Annotated in this window: 14 protein-coding genes; 13 read left to right on the forward strand and 1 reads right to left on the reverse strand. The window is 63.8% G+C overall.

What is annotated here, in order from left to right:
• Positions 1-4: 4 nt before the first annotated feature.
• From ruvC to ACUIAH_RS02340, 11 genes are all read left to right on the forward strand, one after another.
• Positions 5-586: a crossover junction endodeoxyribonuclease RuvC gene (gene ruvC / locus ACUIAH_RS02290; protein WP_445341271.1), complete on the forward strand. Its 582-nt coding sequence runs from the start codon at positions 5-7 to the stop codon at positions 584-586.
• A 42-nt stretch (positions 587-628) separates the two neighbouring features.
• Entirely contained in the window at positions 629-1240 is a 612-nt protein-coding gene (ruvA, locus tag ACUIAH_RS02295) for a Holliday junction branch migration protein RuvA (protein ID WP_445341272.1), read from the forward strand.
• Between the two features lie 3 nt (positions 1241-1243).
• Entirely contained in the window at positions 1244-2320 is a 1077-nt protein-coding gene (ruvB, locus tag ACUIAH_RS02300) for a Holliday junction branch migration DNA helicase RuvB (protein ID WP_313836484.1), read from the forward strand.
• A gap of 66 nt (positions 2321-2386) precedes the next feature.
• Entirely contained in the window at positions 2387-2983 is a 597-nt protein-coding gene (locus ACUIAH_RS02305) for a preprotein translocase subunit YajC (RefSeq protein WP_445341273.1), read from the forward strand.
• 107 nt (positions 2984-3090) lie between these two features.
• Positions 3091-3675 (forward strand): adenine phosphoribosyltransferase, encoded by a 585-nt coding sequence (locus tag ACUIAH_RS02310; RefSeq protein ID WP_110412910.1) that lies wholly within the window; start codon positions 3091-3093, stop codon positions 3673-3675.
• A 22-nt stretch (positions 3676-3697) separates the two neighbouring features.
• Complete coding sequence (gene sucC, locus ACUIAH_RS02315) at positions 3698-4912, forward strand: ADP-forming succinate--CoA ligase subunit beta (protein ID WP_313841980.1); 1215 nt, start codon at positions 3698-3700, stop codon at positions 4910-4912.
• Complete coding sequence (gene sucD / locus ACUIAH_RS02320; protein ID WP_445341274.1) at positions 4909-5832, forward strand: succinate--CoA ligase subunit alpha; 924 nt, start codon at positions 4909-4911, stop codon at positions 5830-5832. Before sucC ends, sucD begins: the two co-directional genes overlap by 4 nt.
• Entirely contained in the window at positions 5829-7205 is a 1377-nt protein-coding gene (locus ACUIAH_RS02325; RefSeq protein WP_445341275.1) for a cell division protein PerM, read from the forward strand. Before sucD ends, ACUIAH_RS02325 begins: the two co-directional genes overlap by 4 nt.
• A gap of 52 nt (positions 7206-7257) precedes the next feature.
• Positions 7258-8859 (forward strand): bifunctional phosphoribosylaminoimidazolecarboxamide formyltransferase/IMP cyclohydrolase, encoded by a 1602-nt coding sequence (gene purH, locus ACUIAH_RS02330; RefSeq protein ID WP_445341276.1) that lies wholly within the window; start codon positions 7258-7260, stop codon positions 8857-8859.
• Between the two features lie 131 nt (positions 8860-8990).
• Complete coding sequence (locus ACUIAH_RS02335; RefSeq protein ID WP_445341277.1) at positions 8991-10364, forward strand: NAD-dependent succinate-semialdehyde dehydrogenase; 1374 nt, start codon at positions 8991-8993, stop codon at positions 10362-10364.
• A 135-nt stretch (positions 10365-10499) separates the two neighbouring features.
• The gene (locus ACUIAH_RS02340; RefSeq protein WP_445341278.1) at positions 10500-10847 is read left to right on the forward strand and encodes a DUF3017 domain-containing protein; all 348 of its coding nucleotides are present in this window, start codon (positions 10500-10502) and stop codon (positions 10845-10847) included.
• A gap of 6 nt (positions 10848-10853) precedes the next feature.
• Here ACUIAH_RS02340 and ACUIAH_RS02345 read toward each other — a convergent pair whose 3' ends face one another.
• The gene (locus tag ACUIAH_RS02345) at positions 10854-12131 is read right to left on the reverse strand and encodes an MIP/aquaporin family protein (protein ID WP_445341279.1); all 1278 of its coding nucleotides are present in this window, start codon (positions 12129-12131) and stop codon (positions 10854-10856) included.
• 170 nt (positions 12132-12301) lie between these two features.
• On the opposite strand from ACUIAH_RS02345, the gene ACUIAH_RS02350 reads away from it, so the two are divergent.
• Positions 12302-13075 (forward strand): pseudouridine synthase, encoded by a 774-nt coding sequence (locus ACUIAH_RS02350; RefSeq protein WP_045924410.1) that lies wholly within the window; start codon positions 12302-12304, stop codon positions 13073-13075.
• Complete coding sequence (gene der, locus ACUIAH_RS02355) at positions 13072-15180, forward strand: bifunctional cytidylate kinase/GTPase Der (protein WP_445341280.1); 2109 nt, start codon at positions 13072-13074, stop codon at positions 15178-15180. The genes ACUIAH_RS02350 and der overlap by 4 nt, the downstream gene beginning before the upstream one ends.
• Positions 15181-15727: the final 547 nt, after the last annotated feature.

Raw genomic sequence — 15727 nt, forward strand, 5'->3', positions numbered from 1 at the left:
CCCTATGATCGTTTTCGGCGTCGACCCGGGGCTCACCCGATGCGGCGTTGGCGTCATTGAAGCCGGTGCATCGCGCCGGCTTTCCTTTGTTCATGTGGACGTCGTGCGCTCAGACCCCGAACAGAGCCAGGACCTGCGGCTGCTGGCCATCTACCAGGGGCTGACGGCCGCCCTGGACCGTTTCAGCCCTGATGTGGTGTCCATCGAGCGGGTCTTTGCCCAGTCCAACCACAACACCGTGCTGGGCACCGCCCAGGCGGCGGGGCTGGCCATGCTGGGGGCTGCGCAGCGAGGCATTCCCGTGGCCCTGCACACACCCACCGAAGCCAAGATGGCCGTGACCGGCAATGGCCAGGCTGACAAGATCCAAGTGCAGCGGATGGTGGCCCGCATTCTCGGGCTCAACCAACTGCCCAAGCCCGCCGATGCCGCCGATGCTCTGGCCCAGGCCATCTGCCACGCCCTAAGGCCCGCCGGCGCCATCCAGGGCGGGGAGCGCGAGGAGCATCTGACCCAGGCCCAACGGCAGTGGGCACAGGCCTCCGCCAAGTACGGCAAGTATCGGGGAGTCCAGCGAGACATGTAAGCTGATTCGAACAGACGTTCGATTTCATCGAGGGGTGATCAAGTGCTGGCAATGCTGACCGGGCGGGTGGCCGCCATCGAAACGGGCTCTGCCGTCATCGATGTTTCGGGGGTGGGGTTCGAGGTGCGCATGCCACAGTCGGACCTGGCCTCCATGCGGGCCGAATCCACGGTCACTGTCTACACGGCCCTCTCCCTGACCCAGGATGCACTGACCCTCTACGGATTCCTCAGCCGCACGTCGAAATCCCTCTTCGCCCAGCTGCAGAAGGTCAGCGGCATCGGACCGCGCGTGGCCCTGTCCATACTCGCCACCCTGAACTCGGACCAGCTGGCCCAGGCCGTGGCTGACGGTGATACTGCGGCCCTGTCCCGGGCGCCCGGCCTGGGCAAGAAGGGCGCTCAGAAGATCATCCTCGAGCTCTCCGGCAAGCTGGATCTGGATGCCGGCACAGGCCGACAGGGACCCGCCCAGACCGACGACGGCGCCCACCAGGTAGTCGAGGGACTGATCTCCCTGGGCTGGCTGCAGCGTGATGCCGAGCAGGCCGTGGAGCAGACCTGCAGCGAGGGCGGCTACACCCTGCCCCTGCAGCCGGCCGACATTCCCAAGGTGCTCAAGCAGGCCCTGACCCGGCTGGACAGGGGGCGCTGACCCATGGCTGACAAGCAAATGACCACCGGGTACATCGACTCCCAGAATGGCGACGCCCAGGAGGAATCCCTGCGGATGGTCTCGGCCAAGCCCATCGAAGGCGAGCCGGTCAGTGACGAGGAGCTGCGTCCTGAAACCCTGGACGGATTCATCGGACAGCCCCGGCTCAAGGCCCAGCTGGGCCTCTTCCTGAAGGCCGCCAAAAAGCGGGACGTGGCCCCCGATCACATCCTTTTGGCGGGCCCTCCAGGCTTGGGCAAGACCACCCTGGCCATGATCGTCGCCCACGAGCTGGAGGTGCCCATCCGCGTCACCTCGGGGCCGGCCGTCCAGCATGCCGGCGACCTGGCCTCCATCCTGAGCTCCCTGGAGGCCGGCGAGGTGCTCTTCATCGACGAGATCCACCGCCTGCCCAGGGCCGCCGAGGAGCTGCTCTACATCGCCATGGAGGACTTCCGGGTGGATGTCATGGTGGGCAAGGGCCCCGGAGCCTCCTCCATTCCGCTGACCCTGCCCAGGTTCACGGTCATCGGCGCCACCACCCGCGAAGGCATGCTGCCCTCGCCCCTGCGGGCCCGGTTCGGCTTCACCGCCCACCTGGACTTCTACCCGGAGGAGGAGCTGGAGAAGCTGGTCGAGCGGTCGGCCAAGGTCCTGGGCATCGTCCTGCAGGATGACGCCGCCCATCAGCTGGCCCTGCGCTCCCGCGGCACGCCCAGGATCGCCAACCGCCTCCTGCGCCGGGTGCGCGACTGGGCCATAGTCCACGATCTTGACCAGGTCGGCCCTGACGATGTCAAGCAGGCCCTGTCCCTCTACCAGATCGACTCAGAGGGGCTGGACCGTCTGGATCTGGCCGTCCTCAAGGCCATCGTCAACAGTTTCGACGGCGGACCCGTGGGCCTGAACAACCTGGCCGCCATGGTGGGCGAGGAGGCCGAGACGGTCGAGACGGTCTGTGAGCCCTATCTGGTGCGCGAGGGCTTCCTGGTGCGCACCCCGAAGGGGCGTGTGGCCACCACCAAGGCCTGGGAGCACCTGGGCCGCAAACCGCCCGAGGATGTCATGAAGCTGTTCTAGACTGGGGTCTTCGCAGCAATGCATATCGCCGTTTGATACCCGCCGAAACAAGGAGTGGAAACAGCCATGGGATCCATGATTTTCATGATCGTCATCATCGCCCTGATGATCGCCATGATGTGGGGAAGCTCCCGCAAGAGCAAACAGCAGCAGGCCGCTGTCCAGGACTTCCGCCAGTCCCTGCAGCCCGGTGACGAGGTAGCCACCACCACGGGCCTTCTGGGCAAGGTCGTCTCCGTGGACCTGGAGAAGGAACAGGTGGTCATCGACTCCGAGGGCTCGCAGTCCCGCTGGCGCATCCAGGCCATCACCAAGCCGCCCATCGTCCCGGCCTACATCCACGATGACGAGGTTGACGAAAACGGCAACCCCCTGCCCGAGGACGCGGATGCGCCCGCCGAGGTCACCGCCGCTGAAGAAGACGACAAAGCCAGCGACAATGCCGACGGTGAGGAAACCGCCGCCGATGATGCTGCCGCCCAAAACTCTGCCGCCTCAGAAGGCAAGGATGATGCCGAGGCTAAGTCGGGTACCCAGCCGGAGCCTGAAGACGAATCGGACAAGGAAGAGACTGCGGAGAAGTCCGATGACACCGACGAATCGGATGCTTCCAAGGCTGCCAAGGCTGCCAAGACTTCGGATTCGACTTCCACCAAGTCCTGAACCTCATACGCGCGCCACACCTCCCGTCAGGCTGACTCCGAACGGAAACGCGGCGCGCGTATGATGGCCCCGCAACCACTTCCAAGGAGCAAAACAGAAAGAAGATCATGGCTCAATCGGACGATATCAAGGTTGGAGAACTTAAGCAGGTGGGCGATGATGACGCCGCTTATCTGATCTCGTTGATCCGTACCATTCCGGACTTTCCCAAGAAGGGGATCCTTTTCAGGGACTTCATCCCCGCCATGTCGGATCCCAGAGGGTTGGCCATCATCCTCGACGCCATGAAGCGCACCCTGCCCGTCAAGCCGGAGGACTTCGACCTGGTAGCCGGGCTTGAGGCACGCGGCTTTCTGATCGGCCCCCAGCTGGCCACCGATCTGGGCAAGGGCTTCCTGCCCATGCGCAAGGCCGGCAAGCTTCCCGAGCCCACCTACAGCCAGGAGTATGCCCTCGAATACGGCAACGCCCGCATCGAAATCGAGCAGGGCTCCCTGCGCCCTGGCCAGCGGGTTCTGATTGTCGACGACCTGATCGCCACCGGCGGTTCCGCCCAGGCAGCAGCACGTCTGGTGGAGCAGGCCGGGGGCCAGGTGGCTGGTTTCAGCTTCGTCATGGAGCTCAACGGTCTGGACGGTCGCAAGGCCCTGGGTGCCTACCCGGTCACCTGCCTGATGAACATGCCTGCCTGAGCACGATTGGGGGACCTTCACCATGGATTTGTACGAATACCAGGCCAGGCAGCTGCTCGCTGAACATGGCATCTCCCAACCCAGGGCCGTCTATGCCTCAACCGCAGAAGAGGCCGGCCAGGCAGCCGACGTCATCGGCTACCCCTGCATGATCAAGGGCCAGGCCACCATTGGCCATAGGGGACAGGCCGGAGCCGTCAAGCGAGCCGAGAATCACGATCAGGCCGTAGCCTTGGCCGAGGCCATCCTGCCTATGAACATCGATGGCCATCCGGTCAGCGGGATCCTGGTCACCGAGGCACGCAACATTCTGCACGAGTACTACCTGTCCATCTCGGTGGACCGCACCTCCCGGGACTATGATGTCCTGGCCACGGCCAGCGGCGGCACCGAGGTGGAGACCATCGCCCGTGAGCACCCCGAGTCGGTCCGGCGACTGCACATCGGCCCCCTGGAGGATTTCGACAGGCAGGCCGCCCGCACCATGGCCGAGCGCATCGGCTTCTACCATGCGGATCTGGAGCAGGCCGCGCAGATTCTTCTGGGCATGTGGCACACCTTCCAGGACAGCGACGCGACCCTGGTCGAGATCAACCCCCTGGCCAAGGTGGGCGACCCGGACGACGAGGCCACCAAGCACCTGGACGCCCTCGATGCCAAGATCTCCCTGGACGGGAATGCGGCCTTCCGGCACGACGGCTGGAAACGGTTCACGGACCCGGCGCAGGTCGACCCTCTGGAAGCCAAGGCCAAGGCCGCTGGCCTGCACTACGTCCATCTGGACGGCCAGGTAGGCGTCATCGGCAACGGCGCAGGACTGGTCATGAGCTCCTTGGATGCCGTGGCTGGGTCAGGACGCCGGCAGGGCGTTCCTGTTGGACCCGCGAACTTCCTTGACATCGGCGGCGGCGCCTCGCCCGAGGTCATGCGCACCAGCCTGGACGTGGTCCTCTCCGACCCCAAGGTCCGTTCGGTCATGGTCAATGTCTATGGAGGCATCACCTCCTGCCAGCAGGTGGCCCAGGGCATCCTGGCAGCCGTGAACGCTGCGGGCGAGCAAGACCAGAACGACGACCGGCCCATCGTGGTCCGATTCGACGGCAATGAGGCTGCCGAGGGACTGGACCTGCTGGCCAAGGCCCAAGAGCCTCGGCTCAAGGTGGCCCGCACCATGGAGGAGGCGGCGGACCAGGCCGTGGCCCTGGCCGCTCAGGCAGGAAAGGAGACGGGACGATGACCCTCTTCATTGAAGACGGCGCCCCCGTCATGGTCCAGGGCATGACCGGTCACCAGGGCATGGTCCACACGGCCCGCATGATGGCGGCCGGCACCAACATCCAGGCTGGGGTCAACGCCCGCAAGGCCGGAATCACGGTCGACTTTGACGGCCCTGACGGCCAGACCCGTCATGTGCCCGTCTACGCCGATTGCGCAGCAGCGCGGCAGGCGACCGGGGCTCGCACCTCCGTGGTCTTCGTCCCGCCCAGATTCGCCAAGGACGCCATGGTCGAGGCCATCGAGGCCGGCATCACCCTGATCGTGGTCATCACCGAGGGCATTCCCGTGGCCGATACCGCTTACTGCGTGGCCCTGGCCAGGGAACGCGGCTGCCGCATCGTCGGCCCCAACTGCCCGGGTCTGATGACCATGTCCGACCGGCCCAACGGCGTCGGCGCAGACCTGGGCATCATCCCGCAGGGCATCGCCGGTCGCGGCCCGCTGGGACTGGTCTCCAAGTCCGGCACCCTGACCTACCAGCTCATGGGGGAGTTGTCCTCCATCGGCTTCACCGCCTGCCTGGGCATCGGCGGCGACCCCATTGTGGGCACCACCATGCTGGAGGCTCTGCAGGCCTTCAACCGCGATCCCGAAACCAAGGCCTGCGTCATGATCGGCGAAATCGGCGGTTCGGCTGAACAGGAGGCCGCTCGCTGGGCCTCCACCCACATGACCAAGCCCATTGTGGCCTATATCGCCGGCTTCACCGCACCAGAGGGCAAGCAGATGGGCCACGCCGGAGCCATCATCTCGGGCGGCAAGGGCACGGCCGCCGACAAGAAGGAAGTGCTTGAGTCCGTCGGCATCCAGGTGGGCACTACACCCGGCGAGACCGCCCGGCTGACACTCGACCTGCTACGGGAGCATGCCATCATATGACCGACAGGGTGAAAGTATGGCTCCGGGGGGCCCTCGAGGCCTTCCTAGCCATACTTATCTACACTGTCGCCCTCGGGGCCTGCATGGCCCTGCTCCTGCTCATCATTTCCATTGAGGAGGGCGGGCCATCACTGTCCATGGCCACTGTGGCCCTGACAGAAACCATCACCCTGCTCACCCAAGGCTGCGGGTTCACGGCCGGGGCCCTGACCTTGACCATCATCCCCCTGCTGCTGACCGGCCTGCTGATCTGGATGATCCGCTCCCTGGTCAGTCGGCTGGGCATGTCCGTCGGCGGCTGCATTGCCGGCCTGGTCGTCTGGGTACTCTGCAGCCTCATCCTCATGCAGGGCAGCCAGACCATCCAGGTAGACACCACCCCGGTCATGCTTTTGCGGACCAGCCTGGTCTTCCTATTGGGTTACGGCTGGGCCTGGGTCCGCTCTGAACCCTTCCGCCAGGCTTTCACCAAACGCATTCAAGAGGTTCTGCCGGTCCAGGTCCGCAGGACCATCCGGCTCGGGCTCACGGCCGGCTTGATCCTCCTGGCCGCCATGCTGGCCGCCGGCCTGATCGCCCTGATCGTCTGGATTGTTCTCTATCACGGAGACGTGGGCCGCCTGTTCAAACTGACACGTATGGGCACCGCCTCGGCTGTGACGACCAGCCTGGCGTCCCTGGCCTGGCTGCCCAATCTGATCATCTGGGCTGCCTCCTGGCTCTTCGGTGACGGTTTCAAGATAGGCCAGCTGGCCGCCTTCACCCTCTGGTCCGGACACGCCTCAAGCCTGCCCTCGCTGCCCCTCTTTGGGCTTTTCCCAGAGCCTGTCTCCCGGCAGGGGGTTCGTCTGCTCCTGCTCAACCTGCCCCTGCTGGCCGGAGTAGTTGCGGGCATTCTGCTGCTGACCGGACCATGGGGTGTCAGAATTCACGCCGCTGTGCGCCAAGCAGGGCTGAAATCCCGAGACACCGCAGTCTGCTTCCTGATGGCAACCCTGGCCATGGTCCTGGCCTGGATGGTCGCCCTGCTTGGTCTTGCCCTGCTTTTCCAGCTCTCCAACGGGGCCCTGGGCCGCCAGCGACTGGCCGGAGTGGGCGTGCCCATAGCCTCCTCCCTGCGCATGATCGGGACCTCCCTGGGAGTCGGCCTGCTGGGAATATGGCTGCTGGCACTTGTCATCGCCGCCCTGATCATCATCAAGGACGTACTGATTGACTATCTGCGCCAGGCAGACGCCAAAAAGACTTCCGCCCAGGCGGAAAACAAGAAAAAACACAACCAATCACGCGGTCAGGAGGGAAAGGAGCCCAAGGCAACCGACCGAGCAGACACACCACGACAGGTCTCGTCCACCCGCAGACCAGGCAAGTAGGTCCGAAGGTGGCGGGGCGCCTCGGCATTCAAGCATAGGAGTAGGAGTTTCCATGGTCACCACGAATCGAACCATCAACCGAGCGCTGGTCTCGGTCTACCACAAGCAGGGCCTTGAGGCCCTGGCATCGGCCTTCCGCCAGGCAGGCACCGAGGTCGTATCCACCGGCAGCACCGCAAAGAAGCTGCAGGATCTGGGCGTCCAGGTCACCCCGGTGGAAAAGGTCACCGGTTTTCCCGAGAGCCTTGACGGCCGGGTCAAAACCCTGGATCCGCACATCCACGCCGGGCTGCTGGCCGACATGACCAACCCCGACCATGTCCGGCAGCTCAAAGACCTGGACATTGCCCCCTTCGACCTGGTGGTGGTCAACCTCTACCCCTTCGAGCAGACCGTCCTCGAAGGCGCCGACGCGGACCAGTGCCTGGAGCGCATCGACATCGGCGGACCCGCCATGATCCGGGCCGCCGCCAAGAACCATGCCAGCGTGGCTGTGATCACCGACCCGGACGACTATGCCCTGGCCGCCGATCGCATCGCCTCCGGCACCGGTTTCAGCCTGGCCGAACGCGGACGTCTGGCTGCCAAAGCCTTCGCTCTGACCGCCTCCTACGACGCGGCCATCGCCGAGTGGACAGCTCGCACATGGGTTGACGACAAGCAGGACAAGGCAGAGGATCAGAAACCAGCACAGGCGATGACCCGCACCTGGCGTCTGGCCAACCAACTGCGCTACGGGGAGAACCCCCACCAGAAGGCCGCCCTCTACCTGGACCCGCTGGACCGGGACGGCTTCGCTGCGGCAGAGCACCTGGGCGGGGCCAAGGAAATGAGCTACAACAACTATGTGGACGCTGACTCCGCCTGGCGCTCGGTCTGGGACTTCCCCGACCTGCCCGCAGTGGCCGTGGTCAAGCACTCCAACCCCTGCGGTCTGGCCGTGGGGGAGGACATCGCCCAGGCCCACCGCCGCGCCCATGCCTGCGACCCCATGAGCGCCTATGGCGGGGTCATCGCCGCCAACCGCACGGTCACGCTGACCATGGCCCAGCAGATCAAGCCGGTCTTCACCGAGGTGATCGTGGCACCAGGCTATGAGCCCGAGGCCCTGGACCTGCTGCGGACCAAGAAGAACCTGCGCATCCTGTCTGTGCAACGCCGCCCGCGTCAGCGTCCGGTCATTCGTCCCATCGACGGGGGAGCCCTGGTGCAGACGCCCGACCTGATCGACGCCCCGGGAGACAATCCCTCCACCTGGCGTCTGGTCTCCGGCAACCCTGCCGACCAGGCGACCATGGATGATCTGACCTTCGCCTGGCGGGCCATCCGCTCGGTCAAGTCCAACGCTGTGCTCCTGGCCAACCAGGGAGCCACCGTGGGCATCGGCATGGGCCAGGTCAACAGGGTGGACTCCAGCCATTTGGCCGTGGAGCGGGCCAACACCCTGGACGAGGGCCGCAACCGGGCCAAAGGCTCGGTGGCCGCTTCCGATGCCTTCTTCCCCTTCGCCGACGGTCTGGAATATCTGATCCAGGCCGGCATCAGGGCCGTGGTTCAGCCAGGAGGATCCATCCGTGATCCCGAGGTGATCAAGGCCGCCCAGGATGCCGATCTGACCATGTATCTGACTGGTACCCGCCACTTCTTCCACTGATAAAACCGGACCCCGCGGCCGAATGTCGCCCTGCGGCAAATTCCTTGACCGTGGGGTCCAATGCGGTGATATGCTGAAGGAACTGACCAGCGATGATGCTGACTAGGTACCCATAATTCGAAGGAGATATTGTGACCTATCAGACAGTCAATCCTTTTAACAACCAACTGATCAAGACGTATCCAGATGCCACCGACGAGGATCTGGAGAATGCCCTGGCTCGCGGCCATGACCTCTACAAGACCTGGCGCAAGCAGGAGGGCCCGGGAGACCGTCCCGCACAACTGCGTCAGGTTGCCAAGCTCTTCCGTCAGAACGAGGATACCCTGGCAGCCAACATGACCCTGGACATGGGCAAGCTGGTGGGCGAGGCCCGTGCCGAGGTGGAGCTGTGCGCGGACATCGCCGACTACTTCGCCGATCACGCCGAGGAGCTGCTGGCTCCCGTCCCCCTGGACAACCCCGCCGGCAAGGCCTACTACGTCAAGCAGGCCACCGGCATCGTGTTCATGGTTGAGCCCTGGAACTTCCCCTACTACCAGATCATGCGCGTGTTCGCCCCCAACTTCATTCTGGGCAACCCCATGATCCTCAAGCACGCCTCCAACGTGCCCGGCTCGGCTGTGGCCTTCGAACAGACCGTAAGAGAAGCAGGAGCCCCCGAGGGCAGCCTGACCAACCTCTTCGTCAACTATGACCAGGTGGACCGTGCCATCGCCGACCCCCGCGTCTCTGGCGTGGCCCTGACCGGATCGGAGCGCGGCGGCGCCTCGGTGGCCAAGTCGGCTGGAGCCAACCTGAAGAAGTCCTCCATGGAGCTGGGCGGCAACGACGTCTTCATCGTCCTGGATGACGCTGACTGGGATCTGCTCAAGAAGGTGGCCCCAGGCGCCAGGCTGACGAACGCTGGCCAGGTCTGCACCTCCTCCAAGCGCTTCATCGTCACGGAAAACCGCTACGACGACTTCGTCTCGCTCATCGTCGACGCCTTCTCGCACGCGGTTCTGGGCGATCCCAGCAACCCCGAAACCACGCTGGCCCCCATGTGCATGGTCTCCGCCCGCGACAACCTGGCCAAGCAGGTCGAAACGGCAGTGGCCGGTGGAGCCAAGGTCGCCTACGGCAACAAGCCCTACGATTCGCCGGGGGCCTTCTTCACCCCGACGGTTCTGACGGACATCGACCGTGACAACCCCGTCTACAACCAGGAGATGTTCGGCCCTGTGGCCTCCATTTACAAGGTGGCCAACGAGGACGAGGCCATCGAGCTGGCCAACGACTCCAGCTACGGCCTGGGCGGTGTGGTCTTCTCCTCGGATACCGACCATGCGGATGCCCTGGCCCGTCGCATCGAGACCGGCATGACCTTCATCAACGGCGGCTGGGTGACCATGCCCGAGCTGCCCTTCGGAGGCATCAAGAACTCTGGCTACGGCCGTGAGCTCTACAGCCTGGGCTTCGACACCTTCGCCAACGAGCACCTGATCTTCCAGCACAAGAACTGATCGGACTGCTCCGGCTCCTTGTTGAAAGAGCGGACCGTGCCATCATCGTTTTCAGGGCGATGGCGGCACGGTCGCTTTGCGTCAGCAGCGCTGGTAGGCTCGAACCGACAGAGCATGTGCGGAAGGCAGGAGAACATGGCAGACGCGGCTAAGACCGAAAACCCGAACCTCAAGCCCCCGCAACCGCCCAAGACTTCTGGTCGAGGCCACCCCTTCGTCTCGGAGGCTCAGGAGGGTCGCCCTATCTGCGAGGCCATCATCTTTCTCGTGGTGCTTGTCGCCGCGCTCGTGGCCTTCTGCGGATACACATGGGCCGCGACTGGACTGGTGTCCGTCGCGGCCCTGGTTTGCGGCGCCCTGCGCCTGATCCTCAAGGAACGCAGCCCCTGGAAGGTCCGGTCGGTGCCCTTCGATGCCTTCATCAGCATCGCCCTGGGCATCGGCCTGCTGGTCACCTATAGCAGCATTCAGCTGATGCTGTGACCCCTCTCAGCCTTCAGTAGGCTTGTCTTCGGATTGATCATCACTGTTGTCTTCTGTTTCCGAAGCAGTATGAAGGGGCTCGACCTGCAGATCGGGAATGGTTCCTGCATTAGCTGGGGCAACAGCATCCTTTCCAGCATCAGCATCCTGCTCTGCATCGGAATCGGATAGAGAAGATACATCGACGGTCTGAGCAGTGGTGTCCGCAGGGGCGGCCGTGTCAGTTGTATCAGCAACAGGGGTTTGAACCGGAGCAGAAGATGCCTGGGCCGATTGACCCTGAGCCTGGGCACCGGCAGGAGCAAAGGCTTCAGCCTGAGCATCCGGGCCCGCCTGAGCCTGGGCACCGGGGGCAAAAGCATCAGCTTGTGCTTGTGCCTGAGCATCTGCATCCACCTGTACAACTAGCTGCGCATCAGTGGCGGCACCCATGGCGCGCATGGCCATGTTGTCGGTGATGATGCTGGTCATGATGATGACCAGGGCCACCAGAGAGGCAGCCAGCAGGGGGCAGATCCAGAAGAGCCAGAGCTGCGAGATCGGGCTGACGGCCATGTGCTTGGACTGGGCGAAGATGGCGATGCCGGTGGAACGAGCCGGGTTCAGTCCCGAGCAGGTGATGGGGTAGGTGACCAGCACGCCGACGCCGTAGGCCAGCCCGGTATAGAGAGCATGGTTGCGGCGGGCGCGGCCGTCGGAGCGCAGGGTGGTGATGGCCGCAGCCACCACGATCATGCAGCCGATCAGCTCAACCACGATGGCCATGGGCGCCCCGAAGGCGATGTGCTGCTGGCCCAGGGTGGCTGCAGCGGGTGATCCGCCGGAAAAACCGTTGACCGAGAACATGAGCCAGGTCCTGTCCGGCACAGATTTGCTGACCGGGATAAGGGCGACTGCGAGTGCACCGGCGCCAATAGCGCCGATCACCTGGGCGACGATGTAGATCAGTCCGTCCACCATGCTGATCTGCGAGGTGAACATGGCGGCGACGGTCACGGCGGGGTTGAAGTGGCCGCCGGAGACGCCGCCCAGCATGGCCGTCACGACCAGGTAGGTCAGGGCGGTTCCCAGGACCGGCAGCACCACGCTGGGCTGGCCCATGACCAGCTGGCCGAAGCTGTAGGACAGGTAGATGACCGCGCAGATCAGGAAGGTGCCCACCAGCTCTGCGGCCGCACGAATCCAACGAACATCACGGGGCCTGATCCGCCTGCGGACGGGCTTTGCGGCAACCTGCCCGTCGGCCTGTTCGAGAACCGGCTCAGCACTTGCTTCCATAGTCATGTTCCCCACCTTGCAATCCCTTCGACGACAATGAACAACAACAGTTTCTACCTTAGGGCAAGCCAACAACACTTCCCTAGGCTCCGATATAGTATGATATGACCTTTCGGCGGCTGCGGTCGTCCAGAACGTCATCCGTTACATATCTATCAGGCCACGTTGGGAGAACGATGCCACATCCATACACACAGGCGATCAGAGCGCGCGAACAGGGGGAGGAGGGCATCCGCCTCCAGAAGGTGCTGGCCCAGGCCGGATTCGGCTCTCGTCGCAAATGCGAACAGATCATCACCCAGGGCAGGGTCGAGGTCGACGGCAAGCTGGTCACCACGCTGGGCAGCCGGGTGGACCCCTCCCACCAGCAGATCCGCGTGGATGGATCCCGCATCCATCTGAACGACAAGCATGTCACCCTGGCCCTGAACAAGCCCCGCAAGGTCCTTTCGACCATGGACGACCCCAAAGGCCGGTTCACCCTGCGCGACATCATAGGGGACCGTTACGAGCGCGTCTTCCACATGGGCAGGCTGGACTATGACTCAGAGGGCCTGATCCTCATGACCGACGACGGGGAGCTGGCCCAGCACGTCATGCACCCGCGCTACGAGGTGGAGAAGACCTATATTGCCACGCTCAGCGGCCACATTGGCGGCAACGTCTGCCGACGGCTGGTCACCCAGGGGGTGGAGCTGGACGACGGCCTGATCCGGCTGGACCATTGCGCCATCATCGACCACAACCGCGAGCACACCATCGTCAAGGTGGTCCTGCATTCGGGCAAGAACCGGATAGTCCGGCGCATATTCGGGGCCATCGGCTACCCGGTGACCCGGCTGGTGCGCACCCAGATCGGTCCCATCCGGCTGGGCGAGATCCGTCCTGGCTCCTACCGGGTGCTCTCTGCAGCTGAGATCAAGGCCCTGGATAAGGAGGTCGGACTGTGATCACCGTCGCCATCGATGGCCCTGCGGGAGTGGGCAAGTCCTCCACCTCGCGGGCCCTGGCCAAGCATTTCGGACTGGCCTACCTGGACACGGGCGCCATGTACCGGGCGGTCACCCTCTGGTGCATGGACCGCGGGCTGGACCTGGACGCGGACCAGCCCGACCAGGAGGCGATCACCGAGGCCGTGGCCGATTCCATCACCGGTGGCCACCTGGTCATGGGACTGGACCCCGAGCATCCCACTGTCAGCCTGGACGGTCGTGACGTGGATGAAGCGATACGCTCCACCAGGGTCTCCGAGCATGTCTCCGTAGTCTCTTCGATTCCGGCTGTGCGCCATGTCCTCATCGCCGCCCAGCGGGCCATCATAGCCGACCAGGAGCGCGGTGTGGTGGCCGAAGGACGGGACATCACCACCGTGGTTGCCCCGGATGCCCAGGTCCGTGTGCTGCTGACAGCCCGCGAAGAGGTCCGTCAAGCCCGCCGCAGCGGCCAGGCCCAGTCCGGTTCAACAGGCGCCGAGGATCTGGCTGCCCGGGATGCCCGGGATTCCAAGGTCACCTCCTTCATGAGCGCCGCCGACGGGGTGACCACCGTGGACAACTCCGATCTGACCTTCGAGCAGACCCTGAAGGTTCTGATCGATCTGGTCTCCTCGGCCATGGAGGAGGACTCCTACGACGAGTATGCCCGCAACCTGGACGACTATGAGCTGGACGAGGAGGACCGTGCCCTGCTGGAGGGCGGCTCCGAGAACCAGGATGACCAGGACCATGGCCCCAAGGCCGTGGGCGTGCTGGCCGTGGTGGGTAGGCCCAACGTGGGCAAGTCCACCCTGGTCAACAGGATCCTCGGCCGCCGTGCTGCCGTAGTCGAAGACACCCCTGGCGTGACCCGGGATCGTGTCAGCTACGAGGCCGAGTGGGCCGGCACCCAATTCAAGCTGGTAGACACCGGGGGCTGGGAGAGCGATGTGGAGGGCATCGAATCCGCCATCGCCTCCCAGGCGCAGGTAGCCGTATCCCTGGCTGATGCCGTCATTCTGGTCGTGGATGGCCAGGTGGGTCTGACCGCCAGCGACGAACGGATCGTCACCATGCTGCGGGCCGCCGGCAAGCCGGTCGTCCTGGCCGTCAACAAGCTGGATGACCGGATGGCCGACTACACCGCCTCCGAATTCTGGAAGCTGGGCCTGGGCGAACCCTATGCCATCTCCGCCATGCACGGCCGGGGGATAGGTGATCTGCTGGATGCCGCGCTGGAACAACTCGGCAAGGCCGACAAGACTTCGGGATTCCTCACCCCGGAGGGCCTGCGCCGGGTGGCCCTGGTCGGGCGGCCCAACGTGGGTAAGTCCTCCCTGCTCAACCAGCTGGCCCACGAGGAGCGGGCCGTGGTTCACGATGTGGCCGGCACCACCCGTGACCCGGTCGACCAGGTGGTCCAGGTGGACGGCGAGGACTGGCTCTTCATCGATACCGCCGGCATCAAGCGCCGCCTGCATAAGATCTCGGGTGCCGAGTACTACTCCAGCCTGCGCACCCAGGCGGCCATCGAGCGCTCGGAGCTGGCGCTGATTCTCTTCGATGCCTCCCAGCCCATCGCCGATCAGGACTTGAAGGTCATGAGCCAGGCCGTGGATGCTGGTCGGGCCATCGTCCTGGTCTTCAACAAGTGGGATCTGCTGGACGACTTCGGCCGCCAGCGTCTTGAGCGGCTCTGGCAGACCGAATTCGACCGGGTCACCTGGGCCGAGCGGGTCAACCTGTCTGCCAAGACCGGCTGGCACACCAACCGGCTGGCCAAGGCCATGCGCACTGCTCTGGAATCGTGGGACAAGCGCATACCGACCGGCAAGCTCAACTCCTTCCTGGGCAAGGTTCAGGCCGCGCATCCGCATCCACTGCGGGGCGGCAAGCAGCCGAGGATCCTCTTCGCCACCCAGGCTTCCACCAGGCCGCCGCGTTTCGTGATCTTCGCTACCGGCTTCCTGGAGCATGGCTACCGCCGCTATCTGGAACGCTGTCTGCGCGAAGAGTTCGGCTTCGAGGGCACTCCCATCCAGATCTCGGTGCATATCCGCGAAAAGAAAAAGCGCAAATAAAGAAGGTCCCTAGGCCGGTTCTTTAGTCGGCCCAGGGACCTTTCCCAAATGATCCTGGGTATGCCGATTCGTCGCATCGTCGATGCACGAGCGCTCTGTATTTTCACAGAATCGGCTCAGGCATTACAGCAAAACGTTGCAATACGAATGATTATGCAGAGTGCCGATAAAGTTGTCTAAGTTCAGCATATGTTGAGCACTGCGATTCAGCAAAGACAAGTATGCTGATACAGGAGCTGCTTCGCCAGCTGTGTAAAGTAGCAAACACGACGCAGTCCGATATGTCGACTCGACTCCGGGTTAACCTCAGGCTATATCGCATCGCGAACTATGAAAAAACGACAAACAGTGTCGATAAGCTCAAGATTGGTATCTTCAGTATTCATGATAGGGTGGTAAAGCTTCTGGAAATTTCCGATGAACTGATTTGCCAGTCTTATTATGTCGCCTTCTCTGTAATACCAAAGATACAAAAGAGGGGAATAACAGGCCGCAAACTGCGATTGCTCCCAGTGGTGCCACAGATCCTGACGCTTAATCTAGTAGG

This window comes from Bifidobacterium sp. ESL0820 (assembly GCF_052606235.1).

Coding starts and splice junctions, on each gene's coding strand:
- ruvB (WP_313836484.1), top strand. CDS start 1,244: ATGGCTGACAAGCAAATGACCACCGGGTACATCGACTCCCAGAATGGC.
- ACUIAH_RS02340 (WP_445341278.1), top strand. CDS start 10,500: ATGGCAGACGCGGCTAAGACCGAAAACCCGAACCTCAAGCCCCCGCAA.
- ACUIAH_RS02345 (WP_445341279.1), bottom strand. CDS start 12,131: ATGACTATGGAAGCAAGTGCTGAGCCGGTTCTCGAACAGGCCGACGGG.
- purH (WP_445341276.1), top strand. CDS start 7,258: ATGGTCACCACGAATCGAACCATCAACCGAGCGCTGGTCTCGGTCTAC.
- ACUIAH_RS02305 (WP_445341273.1), top strand. CDS start 2,387: ATGGGATCCATGATTTTCATGATCGTCATCATCGCCCTGATGATCGCC.
- sucC (WP_313841980.1), top strand. CDS start 3,698: ATGGATTTGTACGAATACCAGGCCAGGCAGCTGCTCGCTGAACATGGC.
- ruvC (WP_445341271.1), top strand. CDS start 5: ATGATCGTTTTCGGCGTCGACCCGGGGCTCACCCGATGCGGCGTTGGC.
- ACUIAH_RS02350 (WP_045924410.1), top strand. CDS start 12,302: ATGCCACATCCATACACACAGGCGATCAGAGCGCGCGAACAGGGGGAG.
- ACUIAH_RS02310 (WP_110412910.1), top strand. CDS start 3,091: ATGGCTCAATCGGACGATATCAAGGTTGGAGAACTTAAGCAGGTGGGC.
- ACUIAH_RS02325 (WP_445341275.1), top strand. CDS start 5,829: ATGACCGACAGGGTGAAAGTATGGCTCCGGGGGGCCCTCGAGGCCTTC.
- sucD (WP_445341274.1), top strand. CDS start 4,909: ATGACCCTCTTCATTGAAGACGGCGCCCCCGTCATGGTCCAGGGCATG.